This is a genomic window from Gimesia aquarii (assembly GCF_007748175.1).
GTDB classification, from domain to species: Bacteria; Planctomycetota; Planctomycetia; order Planctomycetales; family Planctomycetaceae; genus Gimesia; species Gimesia aquarii_A.
On sequence record NZ_CP037422.1, the window covers coordinates 3,321,347 to 3,343,906 of the forward strand.

The window sequence follows — 22,560 nt, forward strand, 5'->3', positions numbered from 1 at the left end:
TGATGTTCCAGAGACATCAGGGGCTTGTGAATTCGTAGAGTGAATCACGATTATGGTGAGTTTAAGATGACTGATCGTGTTCGAGAATGCGAACGACTTGATGATATGTGTCGACTTCGATCAGATCGCCTGTTTTGATTTTTCTGGTTGCCAGCTGCGTACCGATTAAGGCTGGTTTCCGTAACTCACGAGCAAGGATTGCCGCATGGCAGGCAATCCCACCATCATCGGTCACAATGGCCCCACACCGCTCTAACAAAGGCATCAAAGCCGGACTGGATTGAATCGAAACTAAAACTTCATCGGGTTCCATGGTCTGTCCCATTGCGTCCAGGCTCAGAACTACGTGGGCACGTCCTCGAAAAACCCCTGGCCAGGCTACCTGACCTGTTAACTCATGGGAATGATTCACAGGCTGGAGCTGTCTTTGTTTTGCCAGTCGTGTCAGTAAGTAACCTGTTTGTGAGACGAGATGAAATGTCTCCTGATCTTCAATGACTTGAAAAATAGACCGATGGCCCGCCTCCACGGCGGCTAAACGAGACTCTAACAAGTCCCGCGTCACTAATCCGTTTTTCAACTCGCTCCAGACGATCAACTCGCAAGCCCGTTCAGGTTTGGAAAAACCAAGCGCTTTTGCAGTTTTAATTGCCAATGGTTCGAGAATTCTTCGCTCGATCACCGGGTAAAATGTATGTGAGCGAATTTTCTCTGACAGGGCCTGCACTTCAGGATCGTCAATTTGATTTGATTCAATGTAGATCAAAACCCAGGCAGGAAAGACCGTCGTGTGCTGAGCGATATCGGCAAAGAAATCTTCGATCTCCTGCAAACTGTCAAATCCTTCAAGCCCTCGATCAATTCGTGCATACCCCTCGTCGTAGAGGCCTAATGCATGCTTTAAAATCTCGATCAGATGAGTCCGCTCATTTTGCAACAGATTGCCAATGTGCTCCATATAGGCATCGATTGACTTTTTCGCATAAAAGAGATTAAACAGTCCCGTATCATCCTGAATCAATAATGTTTCGTTTAAATGTGTACCTAAGGTTTTGTCAGCATGTTTTGAATCAAGCCAAAAGGGCAGGACTGTCGCCGCCAGCAAAAAAAACGGGCGACGAACGAGAAATTGCCATTCCTGAGACTCATCAATCAGGGTTTGATCATACTCTTTCGCCAGAGTGGTAATGGGCCGTGCCTGTAATATCTGAAACGCACCATCTTCAATCGCCCATTCTGTATCGATGGGATGCCCGTAATGATCGTGCAAGCGAGCCAGTATCTTTGAATATTCGATCACTTGCTGGCTGGTGATTTTCGGCTTCGTTCCTCGACCATCCAGGTCCTGCCATTTCGGTTTTGAATGATCGCTCCCCATCCACAATGCCTCTTTCTGATCACCGACAATGGATTCGAGGATTTCATTAGAATGACGCGCAACCACAAACTGGTCTGGGACAATTCTCCCGGAAACGATGGCTTCTCCCAGCCCCAAACAGGCCTCGATCAATTGAATGTCCGGCTCCTGTGTGACAGGATGCACTGAAAATCCAATGCCGGAAATTTCACTGGCGATCATTTTTTGAACGACAACGGCCACAGAAATTTGCCCCGCCGCATATCCATGAGTGGCACCATAAGACAAAGCCGATTCACTAAACAGAGAAAGCCAGCAGCTTCGAACGTTTTCTACGATCTTGTCAGGTGTGACATCTAAAAACGTTTCTAATTGTCCAGCCCAGGCACTGGTAGCGCTATCCTCACAGGTGGCGCTGGAACGCACAGAAACTCGACCTGCCTGAAGCGTTTGCTGCGCTTTGTTAATTGCTTCAATTACTTCGTCAGGAATCGCTGCAACTTCAAGGGCTGAGTGAATCTGTTGATTCGCTTGAGCTAAATCGATCTGTCCTGCATTCAGCGTCTGAATGGTATCAACGATAATTTGTTTCAGGTCACCTTGGGAGATGAATTTCTGAAACGCAATACTCGTTACTACAAAACCGGGAGGGACAGGGGCCTTGGCACACATCAGCTCACCCAACGAAGCCCCTTTCCCACCTGCTTCAGAAACATGAGAGGAATTCAGCTCAGATAACGGACAGGTATATCGACTTGCCATGACTCAACCTTTTCTTAGCTCTGGGACTCTGATTTTTGTGTCTGACTTGCTGAAAATGATTCAGAATGGCCCGTTGCATAGAATAACGAAATAGTTCCGCAAAGGCTAACATTAATAGAATAAGATCTATCAGCACCAACACCACCAGCACGGAGCCGGATAGTTCAGACATCGATTGACAATGAGAATTCAAAAGCGTATTTAGTTTTATTCAAGAATCATAAACACCCCAGTTTCTTAAAAGGTTCAATTATCAGACGCCGCCAGCTCATACGGGAGCCTCTCATGCAGAAATCGGTTTTACTTTTATTATTGTTCGGTTTGCAGACGTTAAGTGCCTATGTAGAAGAGTCAACGGCTTCCTCACCCAAAACTTATCAGGGACTCGACGCGACACTCTGGATGCAAACCTCTGTGGAACATGATGTCGCCTGTGTTCAGGCTTATCGACTCGCAACCATGCAAGCAATCAACGCTCTGAGAGATCCCTGCTGGACGGCGGCGGTGGAGCAAACAGCAGGGTACGCACAGCTTCCTCCTGCAGTGATTCTCGACCTTGATGAAACGGTACTCAACAACGCGGCTTTTATGGCACGGCTCGTCAAACGAGACAAAGACTGGGATGAAGAACTATGGAGCCAATGGGTCAGAGAAAAAAAGTCAAAAGCGATTCCTGGGGTTAAAGAGTTCCTCAATCATCTGATTCAAAACAACGTAGCGATTTTCTTCATTACGAATCGCGACTATCGATTGGAAACTCCGACCGTGGAAAACCTGTCCCGCGTGCTTGGCATGAAGATCAATCAATCGCAGGTACTCTGTCAGAACGAAAAACCAGATTGGACCTGGAATAAAACCTCACGCCGCGCCTTTGTCGCCCGTCATTATAGAATCCTGCTGCTGCTGGGCGATGACTTCAACGACTTCACCTACCAGGGAAAAATTCCGCCGCCAGAACGCATCACACAGGGTGAACGCTTTAAAAGTTATTGGGGCAGAAGATGGATCCTCCTGCCGAACCCGGTCTACGGCGACTGGGAAAAAGCCTTCTATCATTACGACGGTGCGATGCCCGCTGCAAAAAAGCTCCACTTGAAATTTGAAGCACTCGATTCCAACAACAATTAATTCGTTGGTAATCGCACTGGGGCAGTGCCTCTCTATCAAGTAACATTTTGTTTCTTAATGTTCATAAATATTTAACAATTAATTACATTTATTAATTTATAGCATTGACTACCAATCATCGGTAGTAATAATTATTTGATATAATTAATAAATCTATATTAATAGTTATATCTACTTATCTTATCAGTATTTAAATCTCTCAATCACGCGCCCTGGTTGAAGAAATACACACACTTCATCTCTTTCTAATTCAATTTTATCTATTTTCGTTGAAAGGCAGGCACCCTCAATGCGCACTAAAAGACTAAGAAAAAATGGTTTTACACTGATTGAATTGTTAGTAGTGATTGCGATCATCGCTATCTTGATCGCTCTACTTTTACCGGCAGTTCAACAAGCGCGAGAAGCGGCTCGCCGCAGTACCTGCAAGAATAACCTGAAGCAAATCGGTTTGGCGTTGCATAACTATCACGACACCCATCGTGTCTTCCCACCAGCCACAATTAATGGAGGTCTTAATGGTTGCACTGCTGTGCAAGGTTCGAGCCCTCTTCTGAATCATACTTGCTATCAAATGCTCCTACCCTTTATGGATCAGGCAAACCTTTACAACCAATTTAACTGGAGCATCCCCAGTGGACGTGCATCGCACGGTAGTGGCTGTTCAACCGCCGCTCCTACAACAGATCAGTATTCAATCGTAACTTCACCAGTACCTATTTTTGTCTGTCCCTCAGATCCGGGAACACAATCACATTCAACCACATCAGCTGACTACTATATTGCTCCTGGCTGGAGAACCAGTTATGGAGTCGTAAATTACACAACGGGCGGAGGCGGTGGTAGTTGGGCCGCTAACGCGGACACACGTAAAGGGACATTGGGCCCCAATGGTGCAGCTAAGTTCCGTGACATTACTGATGGTACTAGTAATACGATGGTTTTGTGTGAGACAAAATTGAGAAAAACGTCAACGAGTTACGGTCCTTATTGGAATGCAGTGACACACACGTTTTTTATCTTGCCTGGTGTTTCACCATATAACATTAATAATAATTACGATGGTAATGGAAACCAATATGCCTGGGGCTCAGGTAGCCACCACGTTGGTGGAGCTCATATTCTACTGAACGATGGTGCCGTTCGCTTCCTCAGCGAAAATGTGGACCGCGTTGGAGTTGTTCAAGCATTGGTATCAATCAGTGGTGGTGAAGTTCTTCCGGAATTTTAATCGGCTCTTGAATTCTTATCTGGCAACCACAATGCATACCGCGATGGCACTTTGTCATCGCGGTATTTCGAATTGGTCAATGTCATTCTATATGCAAACTCTCAGGTCCAACAAATAGAACAGTTATTTTCATGAAAATAAGATCTTATTACTTTGCCAGTACCAACCTCATTTTTCTGGTTATCCTCTGTATTTCCTCAGGCTGTTTGGGAAGTAGTGGCGAACCTTTACCTGATCTCGCAGAGGTGACAGGCACCATCACCTTGGATGGAAAACCACTTAGAAAAGCAAACATCGTATTTGAACCACAGGAAGTAAGCGATAAAGGCAGAAGACGTGCTTCAAGTGCCTCTACAGAAGCAGACGGTTCGTATAGATTACAATACAACGCGGATGCCACGGGAGCAGCTTTAGGAAATCATAAAGTGACGATTATGAAAATGTCGGATAATCCCGATGAGGCAGGGAAGCACTTGATTCCACCTAAATACGCTGATAGTGCAAATTCCGGATTAACTGCTGAAGTCACTCAGGGCGAAAATAAGTTCGATTTCGATTTAAAGTCAAAATAAAATTCTCTAATGACATTGCCAAACCAAGCCACTCAGTTCTTGATCACAGTCTGGCTGGTTCCTTAACGGGAACTTTTGCTTCGGTTGGTTCAACGGCTCCCACATAATGGCTGTTCCGCAGTAGAAACCGTTTTTCTACCACGTTCCACATGAATATCGACCCAATCAATGTGGTGCTGGCAGCGGAAAAGAGGAAATACCAGGGGCGCCCTGTAAACCAACCCGAATTCAACAAAAGCTGAATCACCGGGAAATGCAAGATATACACGCCGTAGGAAAAATCTCCATACTTGCCAAAGTTCCCTGCGTACAGAAACAGACCGAAAAAGAGAACTAATATCGCCAGTGCAAAAGGTTGCAGGAGGGGCAGGGCAAATTGAAAGTGGATTAGAGACACCGCGACCGCCGCAATTACAAAGTATCTCACATGGCGTTCAAAAAAGGGTAGGTAATAAAACAAAAACGCCCCCGCCATGAAATACGAGAGTTGCCCCGGCAATTGACGTCCCAGCCGTTCGTAAAAGTTGACCCCAGTCTGAACTGCTGCGAAAGTCATTAGTTCTGCGTACGCCACCGAGAGACAGTAAATCAAAATGAGTAGAGGAAGTCGGGGAAATTTGCGAAAGCAATACACGAACAGTGGCACAGCCAGATAAAACATGACCTCAATTTTGAGCGTCCACAGTGCTCCATTGACGGCTGCCAACTTGTTCGTTTCAAACACCCCAGGCAAGTTCGGCTGCCAGAAATTCAGAAACATGAGGTTCGCAACCACGTACTTGAGCCATACCAGAGAAAAATAGTCTTGAATGGGCTGCCGGCTCACTACAACAAAACTGATCGCACACAACAAGATAACCGCGCCATATGCGGGATAAATCCGCCGCACGCGTTTACCGGCATAAGAAGTCAGAGAAGAAGATCGTTCGTAGCTCATCACGATCAAAAAGCCACTCACCACAAAAAACGCCTGAACTGCGACTTGTGCCGACAACATCCCTGCCAGCCCTCGTAGTTGCTCAAAACCCGAAAGCTCATAAGCGTGTACCAGGCAGACAGTCATCGCCAACAACAATCGTAACAGATCGAAGTTATTCTGTTTCAAGCGAGGGTGATCGAGAGACAGTAAATCCATTTCCTGGCCCGATTTTTGAACGTCTTTATTGAGCAAATCACGCCCAAACTGTCGCGAACAAAGGGAATCCTGTCAAGATGGGATATAAGATAATGGAGAAAGAGCTGCCTCATATCAACAAGTTTCAGCAAAGTAAATGCTTACGATAGAGTAGTACTACCCATCGATAACAATATCGAGGTGCATTTGATATTTTCAGCCTTCATTCCTCTTAGGCAAATGCCCTCGAACGGGACTGTCCTTTGCAACCATTGGGAAAACAACTTAAGGTAATTAAATATTAAAATCAGATGTTTTGCTTCCTTTTTTGTTAATTCGTGTGGAAAATTCATTTTCACAATCGCAATATAAAGTTGAAACGATGATCTGGTAGGAACTCATTAAGCAACACTCGCTGGTTACACTTAATTATGACTGCTTTGTTCATGTCACTATATAGAGGAAATACATTCAAATGCATCAACTGAATTTTCTGAATCAAAGCAGCCTCTTCTCACATATCTTTCACCGAGTGATCCAGACAGCGTGTCTTGTCACACTGATTGGCGCTGGTTGCGCGGATCAGACAGAGAACACAAACACGAGTACTGAAAAACAAAAGCAAGAAACTCAAGTAGACTCTCAGATAGATGTAGGCTCTCGGATCGCTGAAATAAAAAAGCAGTGGCAAAAACTGAAAAGTGAGATACGAACTGCATCAGCACAGTCCAAAGAAGATCTTCAAACAGAGTTGAACCGTCTCAACACGGAATGGAAATCGTTACTGGAAGATCAACAGAAATTATACAAAGAACAATATGATTCAGCGGGAAAGGACCTGTTGGAGCATTGGAAAAAAATGAAAGAGTCAAAAGAAGCTGCCAAAGCGAATCTTTCGAAGGACATCGATCGCCTTCGTAGCGAATGGAACGACTCTTTTTTAAGTTTAAAAGACAGCTATAGCGAGCAAATTCAAAAACTTCGTGATGAATTGACTGTACTAGAAAAACAAGCGGCAGAAAACAAAGAAAAAATAACCAAAAAATTAATAGAGAAAAGAGCCACCATCCGTCAGCGGTATACGGAAGAAGTCAAACAACTTCGTCAGGGATATGAAAATTTCCTTGACTCTTTAGCTGAAGAAATTTCCCGTTTGAAGTCCCAGGCCAAAACCGCTTCAACAGAAACAAAAGCAAACTTAATGGATCAGATAGATCAACTGAATGCACAATCCAACAAGCAATATGAAGAATTAAGAACTCACACTCAGGAGATTAACAAGAGGTCGCATGCCTATTTTGACCAGACAGTTGAAATGATTCAAAAATCCAATAAGGGTGCCTCCGAGAAATTGAAATCGGAACTGGGCAAAATCGCTCAGTCTACGACTGACTTCAATACCAAAATGATTTCTGAGACAGAAGCATTTATGGCGAAACTGGATCAGCAGATCTCCAATCTGGAAACACGTATCACAGAAGCAAAATCAGAAACGAAAACAGGGCTTCAAAATCGGCAGAGTGAACTACAGGCACAACGCAAGCAATTACAAAAAGAACTGACTGCTGAATATAAATCTGCCATGCTCACCATGCAGAAGGAAATGGATCAGCTTAAAACAGAAGCGGAAACCGCATCCGGAAAAACCAAAAAGCAATTAATCAAAGGCATTGACTATCTGCAGACCCAGCTTGAGATGCTGAAGCAAAAACTGGAAAACAAGCAATAAACTGAAAGTCAACAGAATTAATCCTGAAGCAGTTTCAATAACCAGGCGAAATGAAACTACGTTAACCCTATCAAATCACTACTTCGTTTGTGGGACCCGAAATCGTTCCAGCAGATCAAACTCCCCCTTGTTAAATGACGTTTTTGTGCAAGGTGTCGTGAAACGCTTCTGGCCAGACACAGTCACCGAAACGATTTTCAAACGTTCCGTTTCTTCTTCCCGATTAATCAGTGTTTTGATTTCGAGCGGAATCGATTGATCATGCTTGATCATAAATTTTGTAAATAACTCTTGATCCTGGTCACTAATCGCACTTTTGTATGGAGCGACATTCTTTCGAGAAGGTGATTCCATTGATGTTACAAAGATGGAAATCATACTCATCAACAAATTGACAATGAACATGGTGAAATACGAAGTCGAATTGTCCTTAGTCTCCAACAGGCCATTTTCGAATTGAGCCCGGCGGAAATCAAAATCGCAAAAAAGACATTCTTCTGCTTCCCGCTCGACGTCTGCTTTACAACAGGGACATGTCTGGTAGATTAACCTCTGATCTTCGTTATTAATTTCACTCATCTAAGATCTCCCCTGATTGATGAGGTATTGAGTTTTCCGTCTCGATCAATGGCCCATGGCGTTATTTTATAAAATCAAAATTAGTCAAACAATCGCATTTTCCATGAATGTCACAGGAATTCATTTTTTTATAAAATCATCAAAAAGTGGACAAAATCAGAGTGACCGGGGTTCGCAGGACGCTAACTTATTTGCCTGTGATGCCGCATTCCCACGATTCCTTTTGAAATCTAGACCGCACACACTGGCACTACTTCATCATCTCTTCATAATACTACCAGCAATCAAAACGAATTCACTTCACTTCCGGGAACAGCATCAATGTACGATTGTGTGATCGTAGGGGCAGGGCATAATGGACTCGTCTGTGCGCATCAATTGGCGCAAAAGGGCTGGAAGGTCCTCATTCTTGAACGTCGCGATCTGGTCGGCGGCGCGTGTGTCACTGAAGAACTCTGGCCCGGCTTCAAGGTTTCAACGGCTTCCTATCTGGTCAGCCTGCTGCTGCCGGAGATTGAACAGGAAATGCAACTCGCCCGTTATGGTTATCGCGTGTTGCCGCGGAATCCCTCTTCGTTCACACCACGTGCCGACGGAAAATCGCTGCTGCTGGGACCGGACCTCAAGCAGAACCAGGAACAGATCGCGCAATTCAGCCAGCGCGACGCAGAACAGTATCCCCGTTATGAAGCAATGCTTCAAAAAATTGCAGAATGCCTGGAACCGGCGTTAATGCAGACGCCCCCCGATCTGCTGCCACTGCCAGCCAGTTGGCGTTCGGTCGGTTTCAGTAAGAAACTTCGCGATACAAAAACCGCATACCATTTGCATCAATCATTAAAACAACTGGGCGAGACCATTCCGGAAGCGATTGAACTCCTCACTGGCGCAGCGCTGCCCATTCTCAATCGCTGGTTTGAATCCGATATTCTCAAAGCAACTTTGGCGACCGATGCGATCATCGGCACCTTTCAACCACCGTCTGCACCGGGAACCGCGTATGTGTTACTCCATCACGTCATGGGTTCGGCGGGTGGAGCGCGGGGCGTCTGGGGTTATGTCGAAGGGGGCATGGGCGCCTTGAGTCAGGCGATGGCAGCATCGGCACAAGATGCGGGTGTCGAAATCCGAACCGGTGTAACGGTCGAGGAAGTTTTAATCGCGAATCAGAATACGACAGGCGTCAGACTTTCGAGTGGGGAGACCATCCAAACACGCTGTGTCGCTTCCAATGCGGATGCACATGTGACGTTTGAAAAATTGATCCCGGCCGGAACGCTGCCGGAGTCGTTTCAATGTGCAGTCAGCCGCATTGACTATAGCAGTGCCAGTATGAAGATCAACCTCGCAGTGAGTGAGCTCCCCGATTTTACTTGCATGCCCGGAAATCAGGAACCGGGTCCACAACATCGCGGCACCATTCACATCGGTGCGACTTGCGAAGAAATTGAACGGGCTTATGACGATGCCAAATATGGTCACCCCTCACAAAAACCGATCATCGAAATGACCATCCCTACTTCTGTCGACACCACGTTAGCACCTCCGGGAAATCATATCTTGTCACTGTTTGTGCAATACGCGCCCTACAAACTAGCCAATGGCAACTGGGACGAACTCAAGGAAGACTTCGCCGACCGTTGCATTGAGCGCATCGCGGAGTTCGCACCGAACTTACCGTCATCAATTCTACATCGCCAGGTGATTTCACCCCTTGATCTGGAGAGAACTTTCGGCCTGACCGGAGGTAACATTTTCCAGGGTGCGATGCCCGCGCATCAATTGTACAACCTGCGTCCCGTCCCCGGTTGGAGCGATTACCGCACACCGATTCGAGGCCTCTATCTCTGCGGAAGTGCCGCTCATCCTGGTGGAGGCGTGATGGGCGCCTGCGGCCGCAATGCCGCGCGCGAGATGCTACGCGAAGTAAAATTCTAAGATCTTACCGGTACCGTTCAAACTGAAACTGAGACACATCACCACGTTACATCCTCACACATTCATGTATCTAAACTCAACATGCGAACATATCATTGCATCTGTATGTAATGGTTTCCCCTAACATATTTTGCTTGCATGTCTTAAGTTCAATTAAAAGCACAATTGTTTCTGTGAATTAATCTTGATAGAGATCTCTTCTTCGAAATAATGAATGCCAGTGTAGTGATTCATTAGACTATCTGTATAGAACTATACTCTCTCAATTTGTGATCAACTCAGTTGATCAATCCATCTCAATAACGCAATTAGCGGAAGTTTTATCTTTCGAAAGGCACACTCATGCGTTTACAACATTCACGAAAGTACGGGTTCACACTCATTGAACTCTTAGTCGTCATCGCCATCATTGCGATTTTAATTGCTTTGCTTTTGCCCGCTGTGCAACAGGCGCGCGAAGCAGCTCGCCGCAGTACCTGTAAAAATAATTTGAAACAGTTGGGGCTGGCGTTGCACAACTACCACGAGACTCATCGTGTTTTCCCACCGGCAACGATCAATGCGGGCTTTCGAGATTGTGATGATGTGCATGGCTCTGGTGAGATTTTGAATCACACCTGCTATCAAATGCTCTTGCCGTTTCTCGACCAGGCGAATCTATATAACCTCTTTGACTGGAGCCTTCCGAGTGGGCAGGGTACGTACTCTACTTGCCCTAGTACCGCCCCCACGTCGGATCAATATTCAGTGGTGACTTCACCGGTGCCTGTTTTTCTCTGTCCCTCGGATCCAGGGAGCCCCAAAAGAGATACTACACACCCAGTCTACTATGCCAGATTTGGCTGGCGAACCAGTTATGCCGTTGCCCATTATGCAACAGGCGGTTTTGGTGGTAGTTGGGGAGCCAACTCAGATATACGCAAAGGAACCTTAGGACCTAATGGGGCAGCTCGGATTCGGGATATTATTGATGGCTCAAGTAATACAATGGTGCTGTGTGAATCACAGTTGATTAAAGCCAGGGTTGATTATGGACCGTTCTGGAATGTGGCGACCCATACATTTTTTAATCGACCCGGAGTTGTCGGCTACACGTTTAACTTTGATCATACTAATGGAAAGCAAAATGCCTGGGGCGCGGGTAGTTTTCACGTTGGTGGCGCACATATTCTTTTGGCAGATGGATCTGTGCGGTTCATCAGCGAAAATGTCGATCGGGCTGGTGTTGTTGCAGCATTGATTTCCATCAGAGGCGGAGAAATTTTACCGGAATTTTAATCGGTATTGACATTGTTCATCTGAAAATCATGGCGTCTCAAATGGATTAAAGCCATGCTCCCGGTGTGTACCTAATTACTTTCAAGTGAAGAAGACAGCTCATTTCATGAAAACAAAAACACGTTCATTCAACACAGTGTGTGTCCTATTCTTTTTAATCAGCTTCTCTGGCTGCCTGGGAGATGGAGCTGACCCATTACCCGACCTTTATGAAGTCACAGGCGTCATCACTCTGGATGGACAACCATTGGGTAATGCCAAAGTCGTTTTTGAGCCGGAAGAAGTCAGAGAAAAAGCACGCAGACGTGCCTCCAGCGCAACGACGAAAGCAGATGGTTCTTTTAGATTATATTACAATCCCAAAGCCGCTGGCGCCACCAGTGGAAAGCATCAAGTGACCATCTTCAAGCTGCCGGATGATAATGAGGAACCGGGTGATGAGCAGTCGATCCCTGCGAAATACAACGAGAAAACAGAACTCACTGCTGATGTAACTGAGGGAGACAACACGATCAATTTTGACCTGAAATCGAACTAAACTGTATTCAGGTTGATTGTTATGTTTCCAGGACTGTTTGGACCTCGTATCATCGCTTTGAAGCCGCTATGGTTAAATGGGACGCAATTTAGAAATTGTGTACAATCAGGATCACTATGAAGAAGTCATCGTTCAAAGAATATCTGATTTTTTTTGCTGCGGTCTTTGTACTCTCACTGCCCATTTTTCTCGCATTCTATTATCAACATCACCCCGATCGGACCGTGACCGAACTGGAATCAACGGTGGCCTCGATCCCATTGGGAATTTCCGCAGCAGAAGCCGATGCTTTCTTCGGAACACAACCTGACAGCGTCTCCCAGATGAACGGCGTCCTGGCAAACCCCACGATGATGCTCGATGCTTCAAACCAGTCGGCAGCAAAACAGGGTTCCATTCAATCCTACTCGTTAAGAACCTGGAAGCAGAACAATGTGCATGCAACCGTTGCCATTGATGAGTCCGGTAAAGTGGCCGGCCGTTGGACATGGGTTGAATAACAAGCCGCTCAGTAAAATGCTTACTGTTGAGATATCGTTTTCGCGCGGCTGAAAAGTGAGAGAAGAATCACGAAGTTTTTTCCGCATGATGCTCTGCATCCACTTCAGAAGGCGGGGAGCCCTTCCACCAGCCGCATGCGAATCGGTTCGAACTTTGGGTGTCCGATGAGACCGGGAAAACCGCCGCATTCCAGAATTGCAGTCCGCAGATAGCCCATGAAATCGATTGATGCAGAATTGGCACTTTCGGGACGTCGATAGCCAGTCCATTCAAAGTTGCAGACCAGGGGCAGCCACTCTCCTGCATTCAATCCGTAAGGTGGTCCGCCAGAAATATCGTCCTTGTGATAACCGTCAGGCGCAAACGTAAAAATAAATTCCGACTCGGCATCATCCTCCTGATGGGCATCGAAATCATCCATGATGTATTCCAGTAATTCCGGACTGCAGTTTTCGACATAGACACCATCACAGAATTCCTTTGCGCCTGTGATTCCTAAACCGTCCCAGAAGTCAACATGAGTGTAGTCATCGAGATCGACAAACGAAATCCCGCCAATCACATGCCACAACTGTTTCAGCACGGCAGGAATTGTGCGGCGTGTATGCGCTTCAAGCTGCGCCATCCGGTCTGCTTGCCCCTGATCCGGATCTAAAATCAGTGACTTCACTGGATAATCGATGTCAGCAAGCCGGTACTCAAGTGTGACTAACGCAGCGCGACACGTTTGCAAAGCCAGATTAACTTTCCGCGGAAGTAAATCCACAGCATTTTGGGCGGCTGCAAATTCTTGATGGCAGCGGATGATTTCAGAAATCGTCGCCATGGATAGTCTCCACTTCTGACTGAATATCGAATCGGATAAGAAAGCAGACGTGATCAGGGCTTTTGTTCATAAGAGTAGAGTTTGAGCTGAAGTGTTGAGCAGTGCTTGTATTGAAGTGGGTATGAGTATTGATTGCGACTAATAGCTGTCGAATACAATAAACTAGGATATTTGTTCAAAAAAGCCCCTTAATAGTCATCCCGGGAAACTCGCTCGCCACCATCAGGGGTACTAAGCGCTTTTAGAATTTGAGGGTCGATATCTTTGCTTAAGCATTTGCCACTTCCATCAGCAAAGATGACATTTACTGCTTTGAATGGACTACCGAATTGTTCAGGCCCCCCTTTGAGTCCTTGGACTGGGTCCCGAAAATTAGAAGTTGAACCCCAAGCAGGGAAATTTCCATTAATTTCACCGACCAGAATTGTAGTTGCCATACCATCAGCGTTAGATATTTCATCGAGACTGTATGATTTTTGAATCCCGATTACGCGCGAATTAGCAGTATAGTGAGTTAGTGCATATCCCTCTGAATTAGTTGAAAGGTCTCTTATGGCGGGATTAAGAAAAAATGGGAGACTAGTTGTAAAAACGGTTTGATTTTCAGAATCCTTCCATGATTTTTCATAATTGATTTGATTTGCCAGTTCTATTTCATCCAGAAACGGTATTAATGTCGTCATCCAACCATGCAGAGGCTTTCCTTGTAGATCTGTTGTTGTATCGAGAGGCATATTTGAGTCATGACTAGCACTGTAGTTAACGACCGCTAAACCAATATTTCTGAGACGATTTAAAGAATATATCCTCAGATGCCCTTTATCATATCTGTATAAATAAGAATTAATTATGGGAAGTACCAGCATCACTAACAGGGTAATTACCGTAATCATGACAAAGACTTCAGCAATACTAAATTTAAAGATCGACTTCTTAGGCTCTGGTGGAAGATCGGCAGAATCATTCATGTCAGGCTGACTTTCAAATGAAGTTCAACGATTGTAATAAAGAACAATCGTAAAAGAATTGAGTTTTCAGCAGCCCGCCGATTCATTTTTAATTCTGTGGATGATTCGAAGATTGATTCAGAATTTTGATCCGTATCTTCGATTATACTCAATAAAAGTCATGTTATACAAGAAATAAATATGATGCCTATGAAACAAGTATTCTCAGTAAACGAAAGATATGATGAATAACGAATTTGTTTAGCATGTTCAATCACAGTTGAGTACACAGAACATGTCTATTCTCGTTCGTCTCCATCTGTATGATTTAGAAAATGCTAAGTGAAGTATTTTCTTTGATTTGTTGTTTGCAAAATGCAGGTAGCATTTCTCAGCGAATATTAAGTTTAGACAAGATGGTCAAAATTACTTATGCGCCTTAATGTCTCGGTTATGGTACTTCTGGTGTCGTTGTTTGTGGTTTGGGAGCCGTTCGTGGTAATGAAAAAGGGAAACGAGTTTGACATGAGCAGTCATACACAAAACATCAAAATTCTGCCTAACTATCTGACTTCGCTTGAGATCGGGGTTTGCGGTCGAAATGTGCTCAGATTTGTATGGTTTCAATTCTTCACCTGTATCTGTGAGTGAACTTAATTTCCAACGCGCGCGAGCCACTTGGCAGGGATCTTAGGCATCGATTTGGGCCGATCAAGATATCTATTTCGCAGTAGTACACAGGTTGAATGGGGTTGGATTTGTTCCCTATCAATCCGTGAATCTCTGAGTTCTCCCCCTGGAAATGAACAAAAAAACTGACTTTGCTCGTGACAGATTGCTAGAATAACGATAGTCGTGAGCAAACGTTTGCAGACAAAACATTGCGGGCAGCAATCAGCGGGCAGAAAGAATCGATTGATGAATAACTCCCCTCAAAAAAAAGTGAAAAGCAACACGTCTGTTCTTTGCACCGTTCCCGCATTGTTATTTCTATTTCTGGTCACCTGTGTCGGTTCGCCACTCTCAGCACAGGTGAATGGGGGCGGAAACAATAACGGGAATAACAACAACAATCAGAACAATCAAAATCAAAACGCGGGGGGCATTACCATTGATGCCGCCGGCGTGATTTCTGCGCCGTTCCGTGTGGCCAAAAACAGTAAGCAATTGAACCATCGGCGGCTCGAAGCACTGGCGGCTGAGAACCTCTCGTCTGATCTGAATCAGAAATCAGACTTTCGAAAAATCTCACTCGTCAAACTCGAACAGGCGTGCCGTGAACTCAAGGAGAAAAATCAGCCGATTCCACCTGAAGTTCAATATCTGGCGGGTCTGTGGCGGATTGATTATCTGTTTGTGGATCAGGAACACAACGATCTGATCATTGCCGGTCCCGCGGAAGGCTTTGCGCCCAATACACAGAATCGCATGGTGGGAGTCGAATCGGGCAGGCCTCCTCTGCGGCTCGATGATTTAGTCGTAGCCTTCAAATCACAGGAGCGGGGGTTGATCACAGGTTGTTCGTTTGACGCAAAGCGGGAAAATCTGGCACGCATGAATGAGTATATTCGTCGCACCAATGGCGCCTCCTCAACGGCTACCGCTGTCACACGCTTCAAAACGATGGCGAAGATTCTGGGGATGCAGGATGTCTCTGTGACTGGTGTACCCGCCGGTTCGAATTATGCACGGGTGCTCGTTGAAGCCGACTATATGTTGAAACGAATTTCGATTGGACTGGAGCCCTCTGGCATTCGTGAGATCAAAAGCCATCTGGCAACGCTCCGCGGGGGCGGCAACAGCACTCAACGCTGGTGGTTTACGCCGTTGTATGATGCGTTTACCACCACAGCCAACCGCGACGCATTTACTTTTTCGGGTCAGCGTCTGCAAATGATGTCGCAGGAAGAATTCGTCAATCAGGCGGGTCAACGCTCCGACGCCGCTCACACTCGACTTTCAACGACCAGGTACGCACAACAGTTTACAAAGTATTTTGCGAAACTGGCCGATCAGCACCCCACCTTCGCGGAACTGCAATCGATTACCGATTTAACGGTTCTGGCTGCGTTGATCAACAAGGAACGACTGCACCAGCAGGTCGGCTGGGATCACCGGTTCTTTTCCAGTGAAATGGATTATCTTGTTCCTCAGGGAAACATTCCCAAACAGGTACCGACTGCGATGAATTATAAGAAGGCCAGTCGACTGATGATCTGTCTGGTAGGGGGAGGAGTGACTGTGAACGCACGGGCTGTTGTCAATCAGACGGAGTTTCTGACATCCCGAGACAACACACTCGATCAGAAAAAAAACGCAGCCATTCAACGACGGGGAGAAAACACAACACGCTGGTGGTGGGATTGACGGGTGAGTTCGAATCAAGTCTACTGGTAAATGCGGTTTATTTTCGTTGAAGATGGATTTGCACTGTCGGGCCAGCCGACAGTGGCACCCACGATGGTAGTAAAGTTAAATTATCATTGATTGATTACACTTTAGTTCATTTTTTTCTCTGATCTTAAAAGGAAACTGATTTTCATCATGAGACGTTCGCGCTTCCTGAATTTTGTCTGCTGCTTCATTCTGGCTCTCGTTTTTTCATCTAGTCAAATTCTGCAAGCTGCTGACTCGCCGAATGTGTTGTTGATTATGACTGACGATCAAGGCTGGGGAGATATCCGGTCGCATGACAATCCTTTAATCAACACACCGAATCAGGATCTGCTGGCAAAGCAGGGGGCACGCTTTGATCGGTTTTATGTCTCTCCCGTTTGTGCGCCGACGCGTGCTGCGTTAATGACGGGTCGATACAGTTTGCGCACCGGCGTGCATGGCGTGACTCGTGGTTTTGAAAGTATGCGGACTGAGGAAATCACGATTGCCGAGGTTTTGAAATCAGAAGAATATGCGACGGGTGCGTTCGGGAAGTGGCACAATGGACGACATTACCCCATGCATCCGAACGGGCAAGGCTTCGAGGAGTTTTTCGGTTTTTGTGGCGGTCACTGGAACAGTTATTTTGATACCAACCTCGAACACAATAAACGACCGGTTGAAACCAAAGGCTACATCACCGATGTCTTGACGGACAAAGCAATTGAATTCATCAAACAAAATCAAAACAAGCCATTCTTCTGTTATGTGCCTTACAATGCCCCACATTCGCCGTGGATTGTACCAGAAAAATATTGGAAGAAGTATGCGAACAAAGGACTGGATGACAGAGCCCGTTGTGCTTATGCGATGGTGGAAAGTGTCGATGACAACCTGGGACGCTTGATGCAGACTCTGGATGATCTTGATTTGAGCAAGAACACCATTGTACTGTTTCTGACAGACAATGGGCCGAACAGTAATCGGTATAATGGTGGCATGCGAGGCCGCAAAGGTTCGATTCATGAAGGGGGAATTCGCGTGCCACTGTTTGTGCGTTATCCGGGCAAAATCAAGCCGGGAACTGTCGTCAAGCAGATCGCCGGACATATTGATATTTTTCCCACTCTACTGGATTTCTGCGATTTTGATGCGGCTCCTGGCATTCCCCTTGACGGAAAAAGCCTCGTGCCGCTACTGACGAACGAGTCGGCAGAAGACTGGCCGGAACGTATGATCTTCACGGATCGACTCTTTCGGAATTCGATTCCCGGAACAGAACTGCCCGTGGGATCGGTTCGCACCGATCGCTGGCGGGCCGCTTATGAACGAAACCGCAAATGGAGCCTGTATGACATGCAGGCTGACCCAGGACAGAAAAAAGATGTTGCGAAAGCGCATCCGCAAGTCTTGAAACAATTGAAGGCAGCCTATGCTGACTGGTTTAAGGATGTTTCGAGTGCAGGGTTTGAGCCCATTCCGATTCCCGTGGGACATCCTCAAGAAAACGTGACCTCAGTTCCCGCGAATGAATCGTTTCTGAAACCGGAAGCCGGGCAGGGGATAAACTACAGTGGTAAAGGGCATAACGGCTATGCGAACAGTTGGATTGAAGACTGGACCGATCCCAATGCAGCCGCGGTGTGGCATCTGGATGTATTGACCCCCGGAACTTACACACTCACTCTGAAATACACGTGTGCTGAAAAAGATGCCGGCTGTCAAATCCAAACCAAAATCGGAGACCAAACACTGACGGCCACGATTTCAAAACCACACGACCCACCCAAAATTGGTAACCAGGACCGTGTGGAACAATCAGATAATTACATGCGAAAAACCTGGGCAACCATTGAACTGGGAACCGTTGCATTACAAAAAGGACGCTATGACCTCACATTAACGGGGCTTAAGAAAACGGGTACAAAAATGATTGATGTGAAGGGAATCGAAATCGCGCGCGGTCAATAAAAAAACATCGATTCATTTTTGTCACAGCAACAATTATGAGTTGAACGAAGAGAACAATCTCTCGGCTGCCTGTTCCGCACTGAGGATACAATCGGGAATGCCAACGCCACGATAAGCGTTGCCCGCTAACTCCAGAGTTGGGTAGTTTGCCGCCTGTTGTTCGATTTGTTCGACCAGTTCAAGATGCCCCAAATGATATTGTGGCATGGATTGATTATGCCTGAGTAACTTTGAAAACAGTGGTTCGCCGGTGACGCCTAGAATGTCTTCGAGTTCGGTTCGGACAATCGTCTTTAACTCCTCGTCGGAATACTCCAGCATCTCTGGCTGCATCGCACCGCCGACAAATGTGCGAAGTTGCACACAACCTTCAGGAGCACGACCGGGAAATTTTCGACTCGCGAATGCGACAGCAAATATCTTACGTTGTTCGGCTGCGGGAATCACAAGACCATACGCGTTCAACGGATGTCGAATGTCTTCAAGTCGATGGACGCTTAACATAATCGCCGTCGAAGCGTATTCGATTCTATTCAACAATTGGGAAAGCTCGGGTGCAAAGTGATCTGTCATCTTTGCGGTGTGAGGCGCTGCGGTTGTGAAGATCACGGCGTCGAACTGTTGTGTTTGCGGGGGAGCATTTGATTCTTCCACAGTCACCTCGTAGCCCGCAGGCTGTGAAGGGGAGACTTTAGTAACGCGATGATCATACAAAACTGAACCACGCTCGGAGACTCTTTCAGCCAGTGTTTGAGTCAACGTCTGCATGCCTCCACGGAACGCAGCAAATAATCCGTAACGCGCGCCAGTGGCATCGCCCGATTTTGTTTCTCGTTTCTGTTTGCGAATCGCTTTAATCAAACTACGCTGGTCGCGTTCCATATCCAGAAAGCGAGGCAGGGTGGCACGTAAACTTAACTTCTCCGGATCAGAAGTATATATTCCCGCGACCAGAGGTTGGATTAAACGTGTCAACGCTTCCTGTCCGAAACGACGTTTGACAAAATCAGCCAGGCTTTCATCATCCTGATCTAACCCTGAGGGGCTTTGTCGACGAGGAATCAAATATTCCAGCCCCATGCGTAACTTTCCCAAAGGACTCAACAGCGGGGTCTTTACCATGGGTCCAATGCGGGAGGGCGTCATCAACTCAAATCCCAATGGAACCGGAACGGGTTTGCCGTCTTTGAGAATCAGAGCACCCCGGTATCGTGGATTGGTTTTAATCAGCTCCTCTTCCAGTCCCAGCCGTTTACAAAGTTCGATCGCCGCCGGTTTGTTGGTGATAAACATGTCGGCGCCGGTATCGATCAGATAGTCTTTTTGATCAATCGAGCCGATCCAACCTCCGGCGGCTGACTGGGATTCAAAGACCGTGATCTCAATTGACTGCCCGTTTTCATCAGCAAGTTCCAACAAGCGATATGCGGCAGACAAACCGGTAATGCCTCCCCCGACGATCGCGACTCGTTTGGATTGTGCTGAATGTGGAGGAGGTTGATTCATAAGTTTAGTCGATTAAAACACACGTTGCGGGGAGAAAATGAAAGCTTCTTACCTGCTCCCTAATTCGTGAACGATTTCTACGAGTGCTTTCACATGGTCGGGGTTCATATCCGGCATCACACCATGGCCGAGGTTAAAGATATGTCCGTTACGACCGGCGGCCGCATCGAGTACGGATTTTGCTTTTTCCTTGAGTACCGGAATATCCGCATAGAGGGAGATCGGATCAAGGTTTCCTTGAATAGCAACATCCTCGCCCAGGATCTCCCAGGCATCTTTGAGATTGATTCGCCAATCAACACCGAACACCTGGCCTCCCGTTTGACGTTGTAACGGCAGCAACGCTGGATTACCGGTGAGGAAATTAATCACGGGTGCATCGTCTTGAACTCCGGCGACCAACTTGGCTGTGTAGGGTAGGACATATTTCTGATAGTCTTCCGGTGAGAGACATCCTGCCCAGCTGTCAAATATTTGAACGGCTTGACAACCAGCTTCGATTTGCCGCCGGAGATAGATCACAAGGTTATCAACAAAGCGGGTCATTAACGCATGCCAGGCTCCCGGGTCGTTATACATCATCTGCTTGGTACGGCGGTAGTTCTTGGAACTTCCCCCTTCGATAGCATAGCTGGCTAACGTAAATGGACAACCTGCAAAACCGAGCAGGGGAATATCAGCGGGCAAATCGGCCCGAATCAGTTTGACTGCCTCAAAGACAAAATCGAGACAGTTCATGTCAGCGATATCCGTCAGGCGATCCACCTGCGAAGCTTCTTCAATGGGATTATGAATGACAGGGCCTTCACCTTTGAGATACTCCAAATTCAGGCCCATCGGTTCCAGAATCGGAAGTAAGTCGGCAAAGAGAATCGCAGCATCAACGCCCAGGACTCGCTGAGCAGTGAGTGTGACTTCCGCAGCCAGAGCAGGGGTTTTACACAGCTCAATAAAAGTCGTTTTGCTGCGAACCGCCATGTATTCAGGCAGGTAGCGCCCCGCCTGTCGCATGATCCAAATCGGCGTGGTATCTACGGGCTCGCGGCGAACCGCCTTCATAAAACGACTATTTTGATAACTGGCTGTCTCAGCCATTTCGGAATTCATTTTTGTTTCTTTCAACTACGACTTTGATGAATGATCGTTGTGAGACTTATTTTAGCAGGAATTGAAGAGGACTGAAATTCTGGAGGGACCGGTTTCCCGGAAACAATACGATGCGGAATCGCAAATCAACGTTTTTTGGCTAAGATTTCAGGAGCCACTTGAAGTGCGTCTTTTACCAGGGGCCCCATTTTCGGGGGACTGGCTTCAAAATCGACCGAAAGTCCTGCCTGTTGTAATGCTTCCGAGCAGGCCGGACCAACTGAAGCAATCATGGTTTGTGAAGCGGCTTGCAGCCATTTTTCAGTCAACTGTTCCACTTCCGCGATCTGTAAAACATGCGAGATCTGTTGCGCGCTGGTAAACATCAGCACGTCGAATTCTCCTTGAATCGTGGCATGAACTGCGTTGCGTAAACCGCTTAAATCCTGTGGCAGGGCCCAACGATAGACTGGCACGGGCAGCACTTCTGCCCCACGTGCGTGTAACTCATCGTAAAAATCCTGGACCGGTTTCCCATATTCTTGAATGGCAATCCGCTTGTCAGTCACTGAAAAATCATGCTGATCCCAAACCGAGATTATTTCATGCCAGGTGTTTGGCTCAAGAGCCGCGTAATCAATGGGGACTTCCCACTTTCGCAAGACGACTGTCGGTTTTGGCCCGCGGACGGTAACTGTTATATTTCTTAATGCTTCCAGAAACTGTTCACGTGGATAATCAACTTCCACAGCATTCAGCAAAGCTGTAGCCCCCACACCCGTTAAAAAAACAATGACATCGATCTCATTTCGAAATAATTTTTCGCAGAATGCCTTTACACGCTCATTGTTATCCAATGGAATTTCATCCATCGAATGCACAAGTGTTGGAACTGCCTGATTTCGTTCAATTAAGGCCCGCATCGCTTCGCTCTTCCGACTTTCGAAACTGCAAACGCGTAATCCTGAAGTATTCATCATTAATAAATCGCCGTAGATAAAATGACCAACTGCTATAATATCCAATTATAGATCGTTCAGAATGAACGGTGAATGGTGTCAGGCAGGATTTATATCAGAGAACTCTGATTACGTAGTTTGGAACAGAAATATGTTCCAGAA

18 protein-coding genes are annotated in these 22,560 nt (G+C 46.5%); 10 read left to right on the top strand and 8 right to left on the bottom strand.

Going from position 1 to position 22,560, the window contains the following annotated elements:
- Window positions 1–61: 61 nt before the first annotated feature.
- Window positions 62–2,119, bottom strand: a complete 2,058-nt coding sequence (locus V202x_RS12690) for a PEP/pyruvate-binding domain-containing protein (protein ID WP_145175172.1) — start codon at window positions 2,117–2,119, stop codon at window positions 62–64.
- Between the two features lie 285 nt (window positions 2,120–2,404).
- Between V202x_RS12690 and V202x_RS12695 the strand changes: the two genes are divergently transcribed.
- From V202x_RS12695 to V202x_RS12705, 3 genes are all read left to right on the top strand, one after another.
- Complete coding sequence (locus V202x_RS12695) at window positions 2,405–3,247, top strand: 5'-nucleotidase, lipoprotein e(P4) family (RefSeq protein WP_145175175.1); 843 nt, start codon at window positions 2,405–2,407, stop codon at window positions 3,245–3,247.
- 289 nt (window positions 3,248–3,536) lie between these two features.
- Window positions 3,537–4,478, top strand: coding sequence for a DUF1559 domain-containing protein (locus tag V202x_RS12700; RefSeq protein WP_145175178.1), 942 nt, complete (start codon window positions 3,537–3,539; stop codon window positions 4,476–4,478).
- A 131-nt stretch (window positions 4,479–4,609) separates the two neighbouring features.
- A complete protein-coding gene (locus tag V202x_RS12705; protein WP_197993366.1) occupies window positions 4,610–5,050 on the top strand; it encodes a hypothetical protein in 441 nt (146 codons plus the stop codon).
- Window positions 5,051–5,093: 43 nt separating this feature from the next.
- Here the strand turns inward: V202x_RS12705 and V202x_RS12710 are convergent, their stop codons facing one another.
- The gene (locus V202x_RS12710; RefSeq protein WP_145175180.1) at window positions 5,094–6,185 is read right to left on the bottom strand and encodes an acyltransferase family protein; all 1,092 of its coding nucleotides are present in this window, start codon (window positions 6,183–6,185) and stop codon (window positions 5,094–5,096) included.
- Between the two features lie 454 nt (window positions 6,186–6,639).
- Between V202x_RS12710 and V202x_RS12715 the strand changes: the two genes are divergently transcribed.
- Window positions 6,640–7,893, top strand: coding sequence for a hypothetical protein (locus V202x_RS12715; protein ID WP_145175183.1), 1,254 nt, complete (start codon window positions 6,640–6,642; stop codon window positions 7,891–7,893).
- A 78-nt stretch (window positions 7,894–7,971) separates the two neighbouring features.
- Here the strand turns inward: V202x_RS12715 and V202x_RS12720 are convergent, their stop codons facing one another.
- Window positions 7,972–8,472: a hypothetical protein gene (locus V202x_RS12720; protein ID WP_145175186.1), complete on the bottom strand. Its 501-nt coding sequence runs from the start codon at window positions 8,470–8,472 to the stop codon at window positions 7,972–7,974.
- Between the two features lie 321 nt (window positions 8,473–8,793).
- On the opposite strand from V202x_RS12720, the gene V202x_RS12725 reads away from it, so the two are divergent.
- From V202x_RS12725 to V202x_RS12740, 4 genes are all read left to right on the top strand, one after another.
- The gene (locus V202x_RS12725) at window positions 8,794–10,410 is read left to right on the top strand and encodes a phytoene desaturase family protein (protein WP_145175189.1); all 1,617 of its coding nucleotides are present in this window, start codon (window positions 8,794–8,796) and stop codon (window positions 10,408–10,410) included.
- A 342-nt stretch (window positions 10,411–10,752) separates the two neighbouring features.
- Complete coding sequence (locus tag V202x_RS12730) at window positions 10,753–11,688, top strand: DUF1559 domain-containing protein (protein WP_145175192.1); 936 nt, start codon at window positions 10,753–10,755, stop codon at window positions 11,686–11,688.
- A gap of 106 nt (window positions 11,689–11,794) precedes the next feature.
- On the top strand, window positions 11,795–12,226 hold the full coding sequence (locus V202x_RS12735; protein ID WP_145175195.1) for a DUF4198 domain-containing protein: 432 nt from the start codon (window positions 11,795–11,797) through the stop codon (window positions 12,224–12,226).
- 116 nt (window positions 12,227–12,342) lie between these two features.
- Entirely contained in the window at window positions 12,343–12,726 is a 384-nt protein-coding gene (locus V202x_RS12740; protein WP_145175198.1) for a hypothetical protein, read from the top strand.
- Between the two features lie 104 nt (window positions 12,727–12,830).
- Here V202x_RS12740 and V202x_RS12745 read toward each other — a convergent pair whose 3' ends face one another.
- Together V202x_RS12745 and V202x_RS12750 are read right to left on the bottom strand one after the other, a co-directional pair.
- On the bottom strand, window positions 12,831–13,553 hold the full coding sequence (locus V202x_RS12745) for a hypothetical protein (RefSeq protein ID WP_145175202.1): 723 nt from the start codon (window positions 13,551–13,553) through the stop codon (window positions 12,831–12,833).
- 188 nt (window positions 13,554–13,741) lie between these two features.
- Window positions 13,742–14,521 (bottom strand): DUF1559 domain-containing protein, encoded by a 780-nt coding sequence (locus tag V202x_RS12750; protein ID WP_145175205.1) that lies wholly within the window; start codon window positions 14,519–14,521, stop codon window positions 13,742–13,744.
- An 897-nt stretch (window positions 14,522–15,418) separates the two neighbouring features.
- Here V202x_RS12750 and V202x_RS12755 point away from each other — a divergent pair.
- Together V202x_RS12755 and V202x_RS12760 are read left to right on the top strand one after the other, a co-directional pair.
- The gene (locus V202x_RS12755) at window positions 15,419–16,867 is read left to right on the top strand and encodes a DUF1598 domain-containing protein (protein ID WP_145175208.1); all 1,449 of its coding nucleotides are present in this window, start codon (window positions 15,419–15,421) and stop codon (window positions 16,865–16,867) included.
- A gap of 177 nt (window positions 16,868–17,044) precedes the next feature.
- Window positions 17,045–18,847, top strand: coding sequence for a sulfatase-like hydrolase/transferase (locus tag V202x_RS12760; RefSeq protein WP_145175211.1), 1,803 nt, complete (start codon window positions 17,045–17,047; stop codon window positions 18,845–18,847).
- A gap of 33 nt (window positions 18,848–18,880) precedes the next feature.
- Here V202x_RS12760 and hemG read toward each other — a convergent pair whose 3' ends face one another.
- From hemG to V202x_RS12775, 3 genes are all read right to left on the bottom strand, one after another.
- Window positions 18,881–20,353 carry a protoporphyrinogen oxidase gene (gene hemG / locus V202x_RS12765; protein ID WP_145175213.1) on the bottom strand — a complete coding sequence of 491 codons (1,473 nt, stop codon included), beginning with the start codon at window positions 20,351–20,353 and terminating at the stop codon, window positions 18,881–18,883.
- A 48-nt stretch (window positions 20,354–20,401) separates the two neighbouring features.
- Window positions 20,402–21,460, bottom strand: coding sequence for a uroporphyrinogen decarboxylase (gene hemE / locus V202x_RS12770; RefSeq protein WP_145175216.1), 1,059 nt, complete (start codon window positions 21,458–21,460; stop codon window positions 20,402–20,404).
- A gap of 125 nt (window positions 21,461–21,585) precedes the next feature.
- Window positions 21,586–22,419 carry a uroporphyrinogen-III synthase gene (locus tag V202x_RS12775; protein WP_145175219.1) on the bottom strand — a complete coding sequence of 278 codons (834 nt, stop codon included), beginning with the start codon at window positions 22,417–22,419 and terminating at the stop codon, window positions 21,586–21,588.
- Window positions 22,420–22,560 lie beyond the last annotated feature (141 nt).